Origin of the sequence: Streptomyces roseirectus (assembly GCF_014489635.1) — a bacterium.
In the GTDB taxonomy this organism is placed as follows: Bacteria; Actinomycetota; Actinomycetes; order Streptomycetales; family Streptomycetaceae; genus Streptomyces; species Streptomyces roseirectus.
In genome coordinates this window covers 2912680-2929786 of record NZ_CP060828.1, presented here as the reverse complement: position 1 = coordinate 2929786, position 17107 = coordinate 2912680, and the positions used below count along the sequence as shown (strand labels likewise).

At 72.8% G+C, this 17107-nt stretch carries 9 protein-coding genes; 5 read left to right on the top strand and 4 right to left on the bottom strand.

What is annotated here, in order from left to right:
• Positions 1–57 precede the first annotated feature (57 nt).
• Positions 58–1239: a S8 family peptidase gene (locus IAG44_RS11930; protein WP_246561656.1), complete on the bottom strand. Its 1182-nt coding sequence runs from the start codon at positions 1237–1239 to the stop codon at positions 58–60.
• Between the two features lie 444 nt (positions 1240–1683).
• Between IAG44_RS11930 and glgP the strand changes: the two genes are divergently transcribed.
• Positions 1684–4239 (top strand): alpha-glucan family phosphorylase, encoded by a 2556-nt coding sequence (gene glgP, locus IAG44_RS11925; RefSeq protein WP_187747108.1) that lies wholly within the window; start codon positions 1684–1686, stop codon positions 4237–4239.
• A gap of 21 nt (positions 4240–4260) precedes the next feature.
• On the opposite strand, the gene IAG44_RS11920 is transcribed toward glgP, so the two are convergent.
• The 3 genes from IAG44_RS11920 to IAG44_RS11910 form a co-directional block, all read right to left on the bottom strand.
• Positions 4261–4776 carry a DUF1990 domain-containing protein gene (locus IAG44_RS11920; protein ID WP_187747107.1) on the bottom strand — a complete coding sequence of 172 codons (516 nt, stop codon included), beginning with the start codon at positions 4774–4776 and terminating at the stop codon, positions 4261–4263.
• A gap of 81 nt (positions 4777–4857) precedes the next feature.
• Complete coding sequence (locus tag IAG44_RS11915; RefSeq protein ID WP_187747106.1) at positions 4858–6525, bottom strand: M4 family metallopeptidase; 1668 nt, start codon at positions 6523–6525, stop codon at positions 4858–4860.
• Between the two features lie 452 nt (positions 6526–6977).
• Positions 6978–9008 carry a M4 family metallopeptidase gene (locus IAG44_RS11910; protein ID WP_187747105.1) on the bottom strand — a complete coding sequence of 677 codons (2031 nt, stop codon included), beginning with the start codon at positions 9006–9008 and terminating at the stop codon, positions 6978–6980.
• A 327-nt stretch (positions 9009–9335) separates the two neighbouring features.
• Between IAG44_RS11910 and IAG44_RS11905 the strand changes: the two genes are divergently transcribed.
• The 4 genes from IAG44_RS11905 (at position 9336) to IAG44_RS11890 (ending at position 16996) form a co-directional block, all read left to right on the top strand.
• Entirely contained in the window at positions 9336–11417 is a 2082-nt protein-coding gene (locus IAG44_RS11905; RefSeq protein ID WP_246561653.1) for an ABC transporter ATP-binding protein, read from the top strand.
• Complete coding sequence (locus tag IAG44_RS11900) at positions 11414–13237, top strand: ABC transporter ATP-binding protein (protein ID WP_187747103.1); 1824 nt, start codon at positions 11414–11416, stop codon at positions 13235–13237. The genes IAG44_RS11905 and IAG44_RS11900 overlap by 4 nt, the downstream gene beginning before the upstream one ends.
• Positions 13234–15006, top strand: a complete 1773-nt coding sequence (locus IAG44_RS11895; RefSeq protein WP_187747102.1) for an ABC transporter ATP-binding protein — start codon at positions 13234–13236, stop codon at positions 15004–15006. Before IAG44_RS11900 ends, IAG44_RS11895 begins: the two co-directional genes overlap by 4 nt.
• A 217-nt stretch (positions 15007–15223) precedes the next feature.
• Positions 15224–16996 (top strand): ABC transporter ATP-binding protein, encoded by a 1773-nt coding sequence (locus tag IAG44_RS11890; protein WP_187747101.1) that lies wholly within the window; start codon positions 15224–15226, stop codon positions 16994–16996.
• Positions 16997–17107: the final 111 nt, after the last annotated feature.

Genomic DNA, 17107 nt, shown 5'->3' with positions numbered 1-17107 from the left:
TCGATACCCCGGAGTGCCGCCGTTCGGGGGAACGGCGACGGCCGCGTCACTCCTTCATCAAGGCGCCGGAACCTGGAGGAGTTTGTCCGGCGAACCCGCTCCACGGCCGGAAACCTTCCCGTTCACCGCGTTCCGCGCGAGTTCCCCGGCGACCTCGGCGGGCGCGGCTTCCGGGTGATCCGCCAGATACAGCGCCGCCGCGCCCGCCGCGTACGGCGCCGCCATCGACGTGCCCGAGTACACCGCCCGCCCGGTGTCGCTCGCGTGCGACGCGGACACGATCGAACCGCCCGGCGCGAACAGGTCGAGCGGCGGCCCGTGGTTCGACCGGGCGAGCCGCGTGTCCCCGCGGTCGGTCGCCCCGACCGTCACCGCCTCCCGCACCCGCCCCGGCGAGTACGCCCCGGCCGGCCGCCCCTCGTTGCCCGCCGCGACCGTGTACGTCACCCCGGCCCGGATCGAGGTGCGGACGGCCGCGTCGAGCGCCGCGTTCGCCGGCCCGCCCAGGCTCAGGTTGGCGACGGCGGGCTTCCTCGCGTGCCGGGTCACCCAGTCGATCCCGGCGATCGTCCGCGCGATGGTCCCGCCGCCGGAGTCGTCCAGGACGCGCACCGAGACGACCCGCGCCCTGCGCGCGACCCCGAGCGAGGACCCCGCGACCGTCGCGGCGACATGCGTCCCGTGCCCGTTGCCGTCCCCCGCGTCCCCGTCGCCCCCGACGAAGTCCCAGCCGTGCCGCGCGCGCCCCGCGAACTCCTGGTGGCTGATCCGGACGCCCGTGTCGAGCACGTACACCGTGACCCCCGCCCCCTGCGACGCGGGCGCGCGGTAGGTGCCGTCCAGCGGGAGCGACGGCTGGTCGACGCGGTCGAGCCCCCAACTCGACGTCGAGCCCTCGGCTCTGACGCGGGTGTCCTGGACGACCGACGCGACCCCCGGATCGGCCGCGAGCCGCCGGGCCGCGCGGGCGTCGGCGTGCACGGCGAAGCCGTCGAGGACCGTGCCGTACGCGTGGGTCACGCGCGCGCCGTACCGGGCGGCGATCGCGCGGCCCGCCTCGACGGTGGTGCCCGGTCTGAGCTGGACCAGATAACTCCCGTCCACCGCACCGGCGTCACCGGCGCCCATGACGACGCCCTCCGGCACGGCCGGCCCGGCGTGCGCGGGGACCGCCGTCGCCACCGTCACCGCCAGCACCGCCGCCGCGAGGACCCCGCCCCGCCTCAGAGCCTGTGTCACATCCCCGGCCGGGCGCCCGCCGCCTGGCACGCACGCTCGCGGCGTTGCCGGACCGCCCACGTGACTCCTCCCCCAAGCTCTCGACTTCGCTCGACCAGGGGGCACCCCCATCGCGGGCGGTCCGGCGCCTTGCGATCGCACGCACCAGACGACGCGCGCTGATCCGACCAGGGATGTGACACAGGCTCTGAGTCCCGTCAACTCCCGCCCCCTCCAAGCCCGGCGCCCGGACGCGCCTCCTTGCCCGCACCCTCTCGTGCGCCGCGAGGAGTCACAAGGTGGCCTGCGGTGAGGGAATCGGCCATATCGGTCGGAGCGGTTCCGGTGAACGATCGCGGTGTTTTTCGGACGTGCCGCCGGGGAGCCATTACCGTCGAGGAAGAGCATGACGAAGAGACGCACATCGCGGTGTGTCCCCCTCCGTACGCGCGACGAGGTGGAATTGTGAAGGCGATCCGTCGGTTCACCGTCCGGCCCGTACTCCCCGAAACCCTGCGTCCGTTGACCGAGCTGGCGAGAAACCTCAGGTGGTCGTGGCACCCCGGGACACGCGAACTGTTCCGGTCGGTGGACCCCGGACGCTGGGACGCGACGGCCGACCCCGTGCGCCTGCTCGGCGGAGTGCGCGCCGAACGCTTCACCGAACTCGCCGGCGACGAAGAGTTCGTGCGCCGCCTCGACGAGGCCGCCCGCGACCTCGACGCCTATGTCAGCGACGGGCGTTGGTACCAGCAACAGCGGACGGCCGGTGAACTCCCGTCCGCCGTCGCCTACTTCTCACCCGAGTTCGGGATCACCGCCGCACTCCCGCAGTACTCCGGCGGCCTCGGCATCCTCGCCGGCGACCACCTCAAGGCGGCCAGCGACCTCGGCGTCCCGCTGATCGGGGTCGGACTCCTGTACCGGCACGGCTACTTCAGGCAGACCCTCTCCCGGGACGGCTGGCAGCAGGAGCACTACCCGGTCCTCGACCCGCACGAACTCCCGCTCGCCCCGCTCCAGGAGGACGACGGCACCCCGGCGCACGTCAGCCTCGCCCTGCCCGGCGGACGGCTGCTGCGCGCGAGGGTCTGGGTCGCGCGGGTCGGCCGCGTCCCGCTGCTGCTGCTCGACTCCGACGTCGAGGAGAACGACCCCGGCGAACGCGGCGTCACCGACCGGCTCTACGGGGGCGGCAGCGAACACCGGCTGCTCCAGGAGATGCTGCTCGGCATCGGCGGGGTGCGCGCGGTGCGCGCCTACTGCCGGATCACCGGGCACCCCGAGCCGGAGGTGTTCCACACCAACGAGGGGCACGCCGGGTTCCTCGGCCTGGAACGCATCGCCGAACTGCGCGCCGAGGGCCTTGAGTTCGCCGCCGGCCTTGAAGCCGTCCGGGCGGGCACGGTGTTCACGACCCACACGCCGGTCCCGGCCGGCATCGACCGGTTCGACCGGGAGCTGGTCGCCCACCACTTCGGCCCCGGCGCCGAGTTGCCCGCGATCGACGTGCAGGACGTGCTGAGCCTGGGCATGGAGACCTACCCCGGCGGCGAACCCAACCTCTTCAACATGGCCGTGATGGGGCTGAGGCTGGCCGGGCGGGCCAACGGGGTGTCCCTGCTGCACGGCAACGTCAGCCGGGAGATGTTCGCCGGTCTGTGGCCGGGCTTCGACGCGGACGAGGTGCCGATCACGTCCGTCACCAACGGCGTCCACGCGCCGACCTGGGTGGCGCCGGAGGTCCTGGAACTGGGCGACGCCGCCGGTGCCTCGGACGAACAACTCTGGGCCCTGCGCCGCGAGTTGCGCGGCCAACTGGTCACCGAGGTCCGGACCAGGCTGCGCGCGTCCTGGCGCCAGCGCGGCGCCGGCGACGCCGAACTCGGCTGGGTCGACAAGGTGTTGGACCCCGACGTCCTGACCATCGGGTTCGCCCGCCGCGTCCCCTCCTACAAGCGCCTCACACTGATGCTGCGCGACCGCGACCGCCTGATGGAACTCCTGCTGCACCCCGAGCACCCGGTGCAGATCGTCGTCGCGGGCAAGGCGCACCCGGCGGACGACGGCGGGAAACGCCTCGTCCAGGAGCTGGTGCGGTTCGCCGACGACCCGCGCGTGCGCCACCGCATCGTGTTCCTGCCCGACTACGGCATGGCGATGGCCCGCAAGCTCTACCCCGGCTGTGACATCTGGCTCAACAACCCGCTGCGCCCACTGGAGGCGTGCGGCACCAGCGGCATGAAGGCCGCGCTGAACGGCTGCCTCAACCTGTCGGTCCTGGACGGCTGGTGGGACGAATGGTTCGAGCCCGACTTCGGCTGGGCGATCCCGACGGCCGACGGTGATGCCATGGAGCAGGACCGGCGCGACGACATCGAGGCGGCGGCCCTCTACGACCTCCTCGAACAGCGCATCGCGCCCCGCTTCTACGAGCGCGGCCCCGCCGGACTCCCGGACCGCTGGACGGAGATGGTCCGCCGCACGCTCACGAAACTCGGCCCGAAGCTCCTCGCCGACCGGATGGTCCGCGAGTACGTCGACCGCCTCTACACCCCCGCCGCCCTCGCCCACCGCGCGCTCACCCGGGACGAGGCCCGTGAACTCGCCGACTGGAAGGGGAGGTTGCGCGCGTCCTGGCACCGGGTCGCCGTCGACCACGTCGAGACCTCCACCACCTCCGCCACCCCCGAGCTGGGCTCCACCCTCGCCCTGCGCGTCCGCGTCCGCCTCGGCGACCTGCGTCCCGACGACGTCCAGGTCCAGGCGCTGTCCGGCCGCGTCGACCCCGAGGACCGCATCACCGACGCGACACCCGTCCCCCTCAAACCGGTCAACGGGCCCGACGGCGAAGGGGGTTGGTCGTACGAGGGGCCGCTCTCCCTGGACCGCACGGGGCCCTTCGGGTACACGGTCCGGGTGCTGCCGTCGCACCGGCTCCTCGCGTCCGGCGCCGAGTTGGGGCTCGTCGCGGTGCCGTCGGACGAACTGGTCGAAGCGGGCGGGGTGTTGATGCGCTGAACCCCCATGCCGTGCTGGGCTCTATTCGGACACCGGTCCGCACAGCGTCTTGAGCACCTTCCCGCACCGCCGCGCGTACGCGTGCTGCATGCCCCGGACGGCCGGACCGCCCGCCTTCGCGTACCACTTGGCGGCGCGGCTGAAGGCCGTCACGGTCAGCCACACCGTGCCGTCCCCGGTGCGCTCCACGAGGAAGGACTCCTCGCCGCACTCGGGATGGCCGGCCAGCGTGCCGTACGCCCAGCCCGCGCGCCGGGGTTCCTCGGCGGTCCACACGATCCGGCAGGGCGCCTTGATGATCCCGGCGAGCGTGACGGTGACGTCGACGTCGACGGCGGCGCGTTCGGCGGAGGCGTGGATGCCGACGCCGAGGGCGCGGTGCATCTCCCAGGTGAGCACCGCCTCGGCGGCCCGCCGGAAGACGGCCTCGCCCTCGCCGAGCCGGGTGCGCTCGCGCAGGTGGTGGAAGCCCGGAGGGCAGAAGTGGGGGTCGCGGGTCGCGCCCACGTCGTCGTACGAGAAAGGCCGTTCGGACATGGGCGCAAGCGTAGAGCGGCACCCGGGGATGCCTTCGTCCCGGGTGCCGCCCTGTTCACACGCCTGTGACCAACGCTGTCACTAGTTGACGTTCACTGCCGACCAGGCGGCGGCGACCGTCGCGTACTCGGTGGAGCTCGCGCCGTACAGGGCCGACGCCGCGCTCAGGGTCGCGGTGCGGGCGCCCTTGTAGTTGGTCGTCGAGGTCATGTACGAGGTCAGCGCCTTGTACCAGATCTGGACGGCCTTGGCGCGGCCGATGCCGGTGATCGTGGAGCCGTTGGACGTCGGCGAGTTGTAGCTGACGCCGTTGATCGTCTTCGCGCCGCTGCCCTCGGACAGCAGGTAGAAGAAGTGGTTCGCCGGGCCGGACGAGTAGTGCACGTCCAGGTTGCCGAGGGTCGAGGACCAGCTGTCCTTGGACGAGCCGTCCTTGCTGGGCTTGTCCTGGTAGCGCAGCGGGGTGCCGTCGCCGTTGATGTCGATCTTCTCGCCGATGAGGTAGTCACCGGGGTCCGAGGCGTTGTTGGCGTAGAACTCGACGGCGGTGCCGAAGATGTCCGAGGTCGCCTCGTTCAGGCCGCCGGACTCGCCGGAGTAGTTGAGGCCCGCGGTGTTGGAGGTGACGCCGTGCGTCATCTCGTGGCCGGCGACGTCGAGCGAGGTCAGCGGGTCGGTGTTGCCCGCGCCGTCGCCGTAGGTCATGCAGAAGCAGGAGTCGTCCCAGAACGCGTTGACGTACGCGTTGCCGTAGTGGACGCGGGAGTACGCGGCGACGCCGTCGTTCTTGATGCCGCTGCGGCCGAACGTGTTCTTGTAGAAGTCCCAGGTGACCTGGGCGCCGTAGGCGGCGTCGACGGCGGCCGTCTGGTCGCTGGAGGAGCTGGACGCGGTGCCGGTGCCCCACGTGTCGTCGGCGTCCGTGAACAGCGTGCCGGCCGAGGAGCTGGTCGAGCGGGCCTTGTTGTACGTCTTGTGGCCGCCGCGGGTGCCGTCGGTCAGGTTGTAGGTCGAACCCGACTTGGTGGAGCCGATGGTGACGGTGCCGGAGTACAGGCTCTTGCCGGTGCCCGTCTCGATGCCCTGCCACTCGTAGAGCTTCTTGCCGGTGGCCGCGTCGGTGATGACGTGCAGCTCGTTGGGGGTGCCGTCGTCCTGGAGGCCGCCGACGACGGTCTCGAAGGCGAGGGTCGGCGCGGAGCCGTTGCCCGCCCAGATCACCTTGCGGGGCGCGCCGTCCGCGGCGGTCTCGGCGGAACCGGCGGCCTTCGCGAGGCCGACGGCCTGCTTCGCGGCGACGGACGGGGTGACCTTCGGGGTCAGCGAGGCGACCTTGATGGTCGCGGACGTGGCCTTGGTGACGCCCTTGTTGGCGCCGGCGGCGGTCTGGTGGACGAGGAGGTCGCCGCCGAGGACCGGCAGACCGGCGTAGGTCCGCTCGTAGCGGGTGTGCGTGGTGCCGTCGACGTCCTTGACGACGTCACGGACGACCAGCGCCTCCTTGGCGCCGAGACCTATCTGCCGCGCGGTCTCGGCCGCGTCCGCCTGCTGGTCCTGGATCAGGGCCGCGCGGGCGGGCGCCGAGAGCTGGAGCGGGGCCGCGGAGAGGGTCCGGGCGGCCTTGTTCGCGTCGACCTTGGTGTCGGTCGCGTTGGCCGTGGTCAGCCCGGTGGTCAGCAGCGCTCCGGCGGCCACGGCGGTCGCGATGGCCAGGGTGGCGCGCTTGTGACGCGTGTAGACGGGGGTCACACAAGCTCCTTCGTGGGGGAGTCCGGTCCGGCGTGGGGACTGCCGGCCGGAGTAGTCGTGAAGTTGTGCGGCGGGTGGGGGAAGAGTGACACCGGGGACGCGTACATGTCAGGACCCTGAATCGATGTTGGCCGAAAAGCGCCTGTTCGGTAAATGTTTCTGCCGCGTAAATCAGGCTGACCTCGGCAAAGGAGCCACCGATTATGAGTAAGGGGTCGGCAAAAACGGGGCCTCGTGGGGGAGTTGGTCAACCCCGGGCAAGTGCCTCTAGGACGGCCCTTACGGTGTCCTTACGGTGGGCTGTGTGCCGGAACGTCGGATTCCGGCCGGTCGCGCGGGACTTCGACGTACGAGGGGTACTGATCGGTTCCCCGGCCCCGGGAGCGTTGACCGGAAACGATCGGGCGCCGCCCCCTGGGGGAGCGGCGCCCGACGTTCAGTGGATCACCGGCTTACGGGAAGGTGACCTTCCAGCTGTTGATCTGCCCGGTGTCGCGCGCCGCCTGGTCCTGGACCCGCAGCTGCCAGGTGCCGTTGGCGGTCTCCGTCGACGCGTTGACGGTGTACGTCGCCACGACGTTGTCCGCCGAGTCCGACGAGCTGAACGCCTTCAGCAGGTACGACGTCCCGCTCGGCCCCACCAGGTTGATCGCCAGGTCGCCCCGGAAGGTGTGCGTGATGTCCACGGAGACCTGGAGGTTGGCCGGCGCGTTGCCGGTCCGCCCGGTCACCGCGATCGACGAGGTGACCGCCGCCCCGTTGTCCGGGATCGGCACGGCCGTCGTGTTCTCGAACGAGGTGCCGCCGCCGGTGCCGCCGCCCGTCGAGCGCGCGCCGACCGCGATGGCCGCCCACGCGTCCTGCACGGCGCGGTACTCCGCCGACGTCGTCCCGTACAGCTCACCGGTCGCCGCCAGGGTGCCCGTGCGCGCGCCCGCGTAGTTCGTGTTCGACGTGAACTTCGTGGCCAGCGCCCGGAACCAGATCTTCTCCGCCTTGTCCCGGCCGATGCCGGTCACCGGCAGCCCGTCCGAGGTGGCCGAGTTGTAGGTGACACCGTTGATCGTCTTGGTGCCGCTGCCCTCGCTCAGCAGGTAGAAGAAGTGGTTCGCGGGACCCGACGAGTAGTGCACGTCGATCCCGCCGAGCCCGGAGTACCAGCTGTCCCTGGACGAGCCGTCCTTGCTCGGCTTGTCCATGTAGCGCAGCGGCGTCCCGTTGCCGTTGATGTCGATCTTCTCGCCGATGAGGTAGTCACCGACGTCCGAGGCGTTGTTCGCGTAGAACTCGACGGCCGTGCCGAAGATGTCCGAGGTCGCCTCGTTCAGGCCGCCCGACTCGCCGCTGTAGACCAGGCGGGCCGTGTTCGCGGTGACGCCGTGCGACATCTCGTGCCCGGCCACGTCCAGCGACGTCAGCGGCTTGTTGTTGCCCGCGCCGTCGCCGTACGTCATGCAGAAGCAGGAGTCCTGCCAGAACGCGTTGACGTACGCGTTGCCGTAGTGGACCCGCGAGTACGCCGCGACCCCGTCGTTGCGGATGCCGTTGCGGCCGTGCACGTTCTTGAAGTAGTCCCACGTCGTCTGCGCCCCGAAGTGCGCGTCCGCGCCCGCGGTCTCCGCGTTGGACGGCAGCCCGTTGCCCCACACGTCGTCCGGGCCGGAGAACAGCGTGCCGGTGCCCGACGAGCCCCGGTTCAGGTTGTACGTGCGCTGGTTGCCGCGCGTGGCGTCCGTCAGGTTGTACGTCGAACCCGACTGCGTCGAGCCGATCGTCACCGAACCCGAGTACATCGTGTTGCCGGTGCCGTTCATGACGGCCTGGTACTCGTACAGCTTCTGGCCGGTGTTCGCGTCCGTGATGACGTGCAGCTCGTTCGGCGTCCCGTCGTGCTGGAGGCCGCCGACGACCGTCTCGAACGCCAGCGTCGGGGTGCCGTTCGCCGCCCAGACCACCTTGCGGGGCGCCTGGGTCGCGTCCGGGCTCTTCGCGCCCTCCGCGCTCGCGCGCGCCAGCGCCTGCTTCTCGGCGGCGCCGGCCGCGATCTTCGGCGTGAGGGAGGCGACCTTCACCGTCGCGTTCGTCGCCTTCACGACGCCCTGGGTGGCGCCGGCCGCGTTCTCCTTCACGACCAGGTCGCCGCCGAGCACCGGCAGGCCCGCGTACGTGCGCTCGTAGCGGGTGTGCGTGGTGCCGTCGGCGTCCTTCACGACGTCGCGGACGACCAGGGCCTCCTGGGCGCCCAGGCCCAGTGTCTTCGCCGTCGCCGCCTTGCCCGCGTCCGCGTCGCGCAACAGCTCCGCGCGCTGGGAGGGGGTCAGCAGGACGGACTCGGTCTTCGTGCCCGCCTGCTGGGGGGCGGCCGTCGCGGCGCCGGACTGCACGGCGGTGGCGACGAGAGCCGCCACGCCCATCAGGGCCGCGGCGGCTGTTCTGCGGTAGGGGGAGCGGGGGGTGCGTCTGGGAGAGGTACTGCTGCTCACCACTGACTCCTTCGGAGACCGTCGGTCGAACTCGTGTGGTGGTGCTGTGGGGTTGCTGTGCAGCGGTGGTGGAAGGGTGGCAGGGGAGGAGGGGTTATGTCATGGGCGCCTCAAGAACTTGGCTGGAAACCCTTTGTTGACCAGCGCTTGGCGCCGGCTTGGCGATCTCCGCGCGCGGGGGTCGTGCGCCCCTGGTCTTCTTCGGGGCCCGGCCCCTGAGGCACCCCTGAGAATCAAGGAAAACCGCAGGTCGTAGGACCATCGACGGAGGCGGTACCGGCCGAAACTCGGTGGGCGATGTCAGTGCCGGTCCGTAGGCTCGCCATCGTGACGCCAGTGAAGCCCGCACCCCCCACCGAACGGTCAGCCGTCCGCACACTGCTCCGACTGTGGCCGTACGTGCGGCCCGCACGGGCCCGGCTGGTCATCGCCGCGCTCGTCGCCGTGCTGGCCTCCTGCGTGGGCCTCGTCATCCCCCTCGTCCTGAAGTGGATGGTCGACGGGCCCATCGCCTCCGGCGACACCGGCGGGGTCTGGCTGGGGGCGCTGTGGCTGCTGCTCCTCGGGTTCGCCGAGGCGCTGCTCTTCGGCCTGCGACGCTGGCTCGTCGCCCGCCCGCTGTCCCACGTCGAGGCGTCCATGCGGGCCGACCTCTACCGCCACCTCCAGCGGCTGCCGGTCGCCTTCCACGACCGCTGGGCCTCCGGCCAGCTCCTGTCGCGCGGGACCACCGACCTCATGCTCCTGCGCATGTTCCTCGCGTTCCCGCTGACGTTCCTGTTCGTCAACGCCGTGACCATCCTCGTCGGCGTCGTCATCATGCTGCTCCAGGACTGGACGCTCGGCCTCGTCGTCCTCGCGCCCACGGTCCCCCTCGTGGTCCTCTGCGTCGCCTTCGAAACCCGCTACGCGCGCGTGGCCCGCCTCTCGCAGGACCAGGTCGGCGACCTCACGACCGTCGTCGAGGAGAGCGTCCTCGGCATCCGCATCATCAAGGGGTTCGGCCGCCACCGCAGCCAGGCCCGCGTCTTCCGCGACCTCGCCCGGAACCTGCGCGGCACCGAACTGCGCAAGGCCCGCCTCCTCGCGATGATCTGGGGCGTCATCGTGACCCTGCCGGAGATCGCGATCGCGGTCGCCCTCGTCGTCGGCGCCGTGCAGGTGGCCGACGGCGCGCTGTCCGCCGGGACCCTCGTGGCGTTCCTCTCCACCGCCCTCGCGCTGCGGTGGCCCGTGGAGTCCATCGGGTTCCTGCTGGCGATGAGCCAGGAGGCGGCTACTGCCACGGCCCGGTATTTCGAGGTGATGGACGAGGAGGAGGAAGGCGCCGGGGCGGACGCGCGGGGCACCGGGGGCCGTACAGGGCGGGGCGCGGCTTCGGCCGGCGCCGCGGTGAAGGCCGGGGGTGTGCTCGGCGGGGCGCCGGGCGCGGCTGACGACGACCGGGCCCGGGACGCCGGGGGCGCGGGGGCTTCGGCGGAGGCGGAGACCGGGGGTGCGCTCGTCGAGGCGGCCGGGGCTTCCGGTGGCGGGCCCGGTCCGGCGGGGGCCGGTGGTGGCGGGCGTGCGGGGGCCGGTGTGTCCGGCGGGGCCGGGGACGGGCTGCGGTTCGAGGGGGTCTGGTTTCGGTATCCCGATGCCGGGGCGGAGGATCCGCCCGTGCTCGCCGGGGTCGATCTGCACATCCGGGCCGGGGAGTCGCTGGCGCTCGTCGGGGCTACGGGGAGCGGGAAGACGACGCTCACGGCGCTGGTGCCGCGCATGTACGACGTCAGCGGCGGGCGGATCACGCTCGACGGGGAGGACATCGAGGGGATGACCCGCGAGGAACTGCGCGCCCGGGTCGCCGTCGCGTTCGAGGAGCCCACGCTGTTCTCGGCGACCGTCGGGGAGAACGTCCTGATGGGGGCCGTCGACGGTGAGGGCGACCTCGCGCGGGCGCTGGACGTCGCGCAGGCGTCCTTCGTGCACGACCTGCCGCGCGGCGTCGACACGGAGGTCGGCGAACAGGGGCTCAGCCTCTCCGGCGGTCAGCGCCAGCGCCTCGCGCTGGCCCGCGCGGTGGTGGGCCGGCCCGCGTTCCTCGTCCTCGACGACCCGCTCTCCGCGCTGGACGTCCACACCGAGGCCGCCGTCGAGGCCGCCCTGCGGCACGTCCTCGCCGACACGACGGCCCTGATCGTCGCCCACCGCCCCTCGACCGTCCTGCTGGCCGACCGGGTGGCCCTCCTGTCCGAGGGCCGCGTCAAGGCGGTCGGCACACACCAGGAACTGCTGCGGACGAACGCGGAGTACGCGCACCTGATGGCGGGCGCGCAGGACACCGGCGACACCGGACGAAGCGACCCCGCCCCGCCCGCCCCGCACGACGCCCTCACCCCGCGCGCACAGGAGGACGCCCGCCGATGACCGCCCCCACGACGGCCCCCGCGCCCCAGCAGGACCCCTTCGACCAGGACGACCTGCCCACACCCCCCGGCGCCACCGGCGCCCTCCTGCGCTCCCTGCTCGCGCCGATGAAACTCCGCGCGACGCTCACCGCGCTGCTCCTGCTGGCCCAGCAGGCGGCCGTCCAGGTCGGCCCGCTCCTGGTCGCGTACGCGATCGACACGGCCGTCCCCGCCTACCGCGACGGCGACGACGGCCCGCTGATCACGGCCGGCGCCGGCTACCTCGCGTGCGCGCTCCTGGCCGGCGTCCTGCAGTACGCGTTCATCAACGCCTCCGCGCACGTCAACCAGGACGCCCTGCTGGACCTGCGCGGCAGGATCTTCCGGCACGCGCAGGCGCTGAGCGTCGACTTCCACGAGCGCTACACCTCCGGCCGCCTGATCTCCCGCTCCACGACCGACGTCGAGTCACTGCGGGAACTGCTGGAGGAGGGCCTTCAGGAGCTCGTGACGGTCGTCCTGTCGTTCGTCTACATCTCGGCGATGCTGCTCTGGCTCGACCTCGGCCTCGGCGCCGTAGCGGTCGCCTCCTTCGGCCCGCTGTACCTGATGGTGCGCACCTACCAGCGCAGGGTGGGCCGCGTGTACTCCCGGCGTTCGACGGCCATCGCGACGGTGATCGTGAAGTTCGTCGAGACGATGAACGGCATCCGCCCGGTGCGCGCGTTCCGGCGCGAGGCGGTCAACGACGCCGAGTTCGCCGCCCTCAACCGCACGCACGAACGCTCCAACGGCGACGCCCTCCTGGAGATGGCCAGGTACGTCGTCGGCTCCCGCCTGATCGCCAACACCGCCGTCGCGCTGATCGTCCTGTGGGGCGCCTACCGCGTCACGGACGGCTCCCTCGCCCTCGGCGTCCTCGCGGCGGCCGTGCTGTACCTGCGGCGCCTGTACGACCCGATCGACCGGCTCGGCATGTTCCTCAACTCCTACCAGTCGGCCGCCGCGTCCCTGGAGAAGATCGCCGGCCTGCTCGCCCAGACGCCCTCCGTCCCCGAACCGGCGCACCCGCGCGAACTGCCCGTGCGCCAGGGCGAACTCCCCGGCCGCACGGTCGAGTTCGAGGGCGTCTCCTTCGGCTACCGCACGGGCGGCGAGATCCTGCCCCGCTTCGACCTCACCCTCCCCGCAGGCCAGACCGTCGCCGTCGTCGGCTCGACCGGCGCCGGCAAGTCGACGCTCGCGAAACTCCTCGCCCGCTTCTACGACCCGACGGCCGGCCGCGTCACCCTCGACGGCGTCGACCTGCGCGACCTGTCCGTGCCCGAACTGCGGCGCGGCGTCGTGATGGTGACCCAGGAGGCGTTCCTGTTCTCCGGCACCGTCGCCGAGAACATCGCCATCGGCCGCCCCGACGCCACCCGCGAGGACATCGAACGCGCCGCGAAGGCCATCGGCGCCCACGAGTTCATCAGCGCCCTCCCCGACGGCTACGACACCGACGTCCGCAAGCGCGGCGGCCGCATCTCCGCCGGCCAGCGCCAACTGGTCGCCTTCGCGCGGGCGTTGCTCGCCGACCCCGCCGTCCTCATCCTCGACGAGGCCACCAGCTCCCTCGACATCCCCGGCGAACAGGCCGTCCAGCGAGCCATGTCGACCGTCCTGCGCGGGCGCACCGCCGTCGTCATCGCGCACCGCCTCTCCACCGTCGAGATCGCCGACCGCGTCCTCGTCATGGAGCACGGCCGCGTCGTCGAGGACGGCACCCCGGCCGAACTCATCGCCGGCACGGGCCGGTTCGCGGGGCTGCACCGGGCCTGGCGGGAGAGCCTGACATGAGGGCCCCGATCGACGCCCACGAGGACCCCGGCACCCCCGACTGCCGGGGCGGGCTCGCGTACCTGTGGTGGCTGAGCCGGCGGCAGGCCGGGCGGGCGGTGGCCGGGGCGGTGTTCGCGTCGGTGTGGATGGGGCTCCTCGCGGCGGCGCCGTGGATGATCTCCAAGGCCGTCGACGAGGGACTCGAACCCGGGAACATGAGGGCGCTCGTCGGGTGGAGCGTCGCGTTGTTCCTGGTGGGGGCCTTCAACGCGTGGGTCAGCGTCATGCGGCACCGGACGATGACACGGCTGCGGATGGACGCCAACTTCCGGACGGTCAAGGTGGTGGTGGGGCAGGCGGTGCGGCTGGGCGCCGCGCTGCCGAGGCGGACGGTCGCCGGGGAGGTCGTCACCATCGGCGTGGGCGACGTGCAGACCGTCGCGTTCTCCCTGACCGCGCTCGGGCCCGGGATCGGGGCGATCGTGGCGTACGGCGTCGTCGCCGTGCTGCTGCTCGACATCTCCGGGCTGCTCGCGGCCCTCGTCCTGGCCGGGATGCCCGTACTCGGCTTGGTCGTCGGGCCGTTGATGGCCCGGCTCCAGGGCGCCGAGACCGAGTACCGCGAGCGCCAGCGGCTGCTGACCGCGCGGATCGGGGACCTCGCGGGCGGGCTGCGCGTGCTCAACGGGCTCGGCGGGAAAGGGCTGTTCGCGGACGCGTTCCGGCGGGACTCGGCGCGGCTGAGGGAACAGGGGTACCGGGTCGGCGCGGTGACGAGCTGGATCCAGGCGTGCGGGCTCGGCCTGCCGATGCTGTTCCTGTCCGTCGTCACCTGGCTCGCCGCGCGCCTCGCCGCGCAGGGCGAGATCACCGTGGGTCAACTCGTCTCCGTCTACGGCTTCGTGGCCGTCCTGGTGGGGCCGGTGGCCTTCCTCGTCGAGCTGGGCTACCAGGGCAGCCGGGGCGTCGTCGCCGCGCGCCGCGTCGTGCGCCTGCTGAGCCTGGAACCGGACCCCGACGACCCGACGGCCAAGGCCCCCGAGGAGCCCGCCGAGTTGCACGACCCGCTGTCCCATGTCCGCGTCCGGCCCGGCGAGTTGACGGCCGTCGTCTGCGCGCGGCCCGCCGACGGCGCCGTCATCGCCGACCGGCTCGGCCGCTACCTGCCCTCCGACGTCACCTGGGGCGAAGTCCGCCTGGACGCCGTGCCGTTGGCGGACGTCCGCGCGCGGATCCTCGTCGCCGACAACGAGGCCGACCTGTTCGCCGAGACCCTGCGCGAGATGGTCTGCGGCCGCGAGGAACGCGACGCCGACGACATCGCGCGCGCCGTGTGGGCCGCCGCCTCCGAGGACATCGTGCGCGGCCTGTCCGACGGCCTCGACTCCGCCGTCTCCGCCCAGGGCCGCAGCCTCTCCGGCGGCCAGCGCCAACGCGTGCGCCTCGTACGGGCGTTGCTCGCCGACCCCGAAGTACTCCTCGCCATCGAACCGACGTCCGCCCTCGACGCCCACACCGAGGCGGCGATCGCCTCCCGCCTCCGCGAGGCCCGCACCGGCCGCACGACCGTCGTGACCTCCACCTCACCGCTCCTCCTCGACCGGGTCGAGCGGGTCCAGTACGTCGTGGACGGGCGCGTGGTGGCCTCGGGGACACACCGGGAACTGCTGGAACGGGAGCCGGGGTACCGGGAGTTGGTGGCGCGGGACACGGACGGGGCGGACGGGACGAACGGGACGGGAGAGGGCGTGTCGGGAGAAGGCGTCGCGGAAGAGGTGGTCCGGTGACGGCGGGGCGTGTCGGGCGCCGGGCGCGTGGCGGCGGGGTGGGCGCCGGAGCGGCTGTCGGCCGCCGGGCTTCGGGGCGTGACCGGGCGGGCCGGGGCCCCGCCGGCGCGCGGTGCGGAAAGGGCGGTTCGGTGACAGCGGGTTCGGTGACAGCGGGTTCGGTGACAGCGGGTTCGTTCGGGCAGGCGTCGGAGTGTGGCGCGGGGAGGTGGGGCCGGTGAGCGGGGAGGCCGGTGCGGGGCGGCTGCCGGTCGCCGGGGTCCGGGACGTGCGGCGGGCCGTGGTGCGGCTGGTGCGGGCGGACGGGCGGGCGCCGGCCGTCGTCGTCGGCGTCAACGTGCTCGCGGCGCTCGCCGGGCTCGTGGGGCCGTGGCTGCTCGGGCGGATCATCGACGAGGTGCGCGGCGGGGCAGGCGTCGGCGTCGTCGACCGGCTCGCCCTCGGGATCCTCGTCGCCGCCGTCGTCCAGCTCCTGCTGGACCGCTGGGCGCGGTACATCGCCCACCGGTTCGGGGAACGCACGCTGGCGCGCGTGCGCGAGGAGTTCGTGGACCGGACGCTCGCCCTGCCCGCGTCCGTCGTCGAGCGCGCCGGCACCGGGGACCTCACCACGCGCGGCACCGCCGACGTGGCGACCGTGGGCACGACCCTGCGCGACGTCGGCCCGGAGATGATGGTCAGCGGCGCGCAGGCGGTGTTCCTGCTGGGCGCCGTCTTCTTCGTCGACCCGCTGCTCGGCGCGGTCTCCCTGCTCGGCCTCGCGCCGATCTGGGCCGGCGTGCGCTGGTACCTGCGGCGGGCGCGCGCCGGCTACCTCGCCGAGGGCGCGGCGGTCTCCGAGGTCTCCGAGATCCTGGCGGCGACGGCCGCGGGCGCGCGGACCGTCGAGGCGTTCCGCCTGGAGGAGCGGCGGACGGCGGCCGGCCGCGAGGCGCTGGCCGTCTCCCGCCGGACCCGGTTCCACACGCTCTACCTGCGCAGTGTCTTCTTCCCGATCGTCGAGACGTCGTACACGCTGCCCGTGTCGGCCATCCTGATCCTCGGCGGCGTGCTCCACGCGCACGGGGAGATGAGCCTGGGCGCCGTCGTCACCGCGACCCTCTACACCCGGCAGTTCTTCGAGCCGGTCGACCAGATCCTCGTCAACGTCGAACAACTCCAGAGCGGCGGGGCCTCGTTCGCGCGCGTCGAGGGGATCGCGCAGGCGCCGGGCGGCGTGACGCGGGACGCGCCCACACCGGACGGCGACCGGATCGACGTGACCGGTGTGCGGTTCGCGTACGAGCGGGGCGGCGAGGTCCTGCGCGGTGTCGACCTCACGGTCCGGCCCGGCGAACGCCTCGCCGTCGTCGGCCCCTCCGGCGCGGGCAAGACGACCCTCAGCCGGCTGCTGGCGGGCGTGGACGCGCCCACGCACGGCACGGTCACCGTCGGCGGCGTCCCCGTCGCCGACCTCGGCCCCGAGCAACTGCGCCGGCAGGTCGTCCTCGTCACCCAGGAGCACCACGTCTTCCTCGGCACCGTCCGCGACAACCTCCGCATCGCCGAACCCTCCGCGAGCGACGAGGACCTGTGGGCCGCACTGGACGCGGTCGGCGCGGACGGCTGGGTCCGCGAACTGCCCGGCGCGCTCGACGCCCAGCTCGGCACCGGCGCGCACACGCTGGACGGCTCACAGGCCCAGCAACTCGCCCTCGCGCGCGTGGTCCTCGCCGACCCCCACACCCTCATCCTCGACGAGGCGACAGCCCTCCTCGACCCCACCACCGCCCGCCACACCGAACACGCCCTCGCCGCCGTCCTCGCCAACCGCACCGTCATCGCCATCGCCCACCGCCTCCACACCGCCCACGACGCGGACCGGGTGGCTGTCATGGAAGACGGCCTCCTGACAGAACTCGGAACCCACGAACAACTGGTGAACGCGGGCGGCGCGTACGCCCAGTTGTGGGGGACCTGGCACGGGGAACGGGCGGGGGAGAGGGGCTGAGAGGGTGCGGGACGAGGGGGCGTGTCCCATGGTCGCCCCCGGGGTCGTATTCGCGCATCAGCCGATCGGTTGATGCCGGACGGGTGAACGGTGGAGGCGGGGTCTGGCTCT

Excerpts from the sequence above, each read along its gene's own strand:
- IAG44_RS11920 (WP_187747107.1), bottom strand. The coding sequence starts at position 4,776 with ATGTCCGAACGGCCTTTCTCGTACGACGACGTGGGCGCGACCCGCGAC.
- IAG44_RS11895 (WP_187747102.1), top strand. The coding sequence starts at position 13,234 with ATGAGGGCCCCGATCGACGCCCACGAGGACCCCGGCACCCCCGACTGC.
- IAG44_RS11900 (WP_187747103.1), top strand. The coding sequence starts at position 11,414 with ATGACCGCCCCCACGACGGCCCCCGCGCCCCAGCAGGACCCCTTCGAC.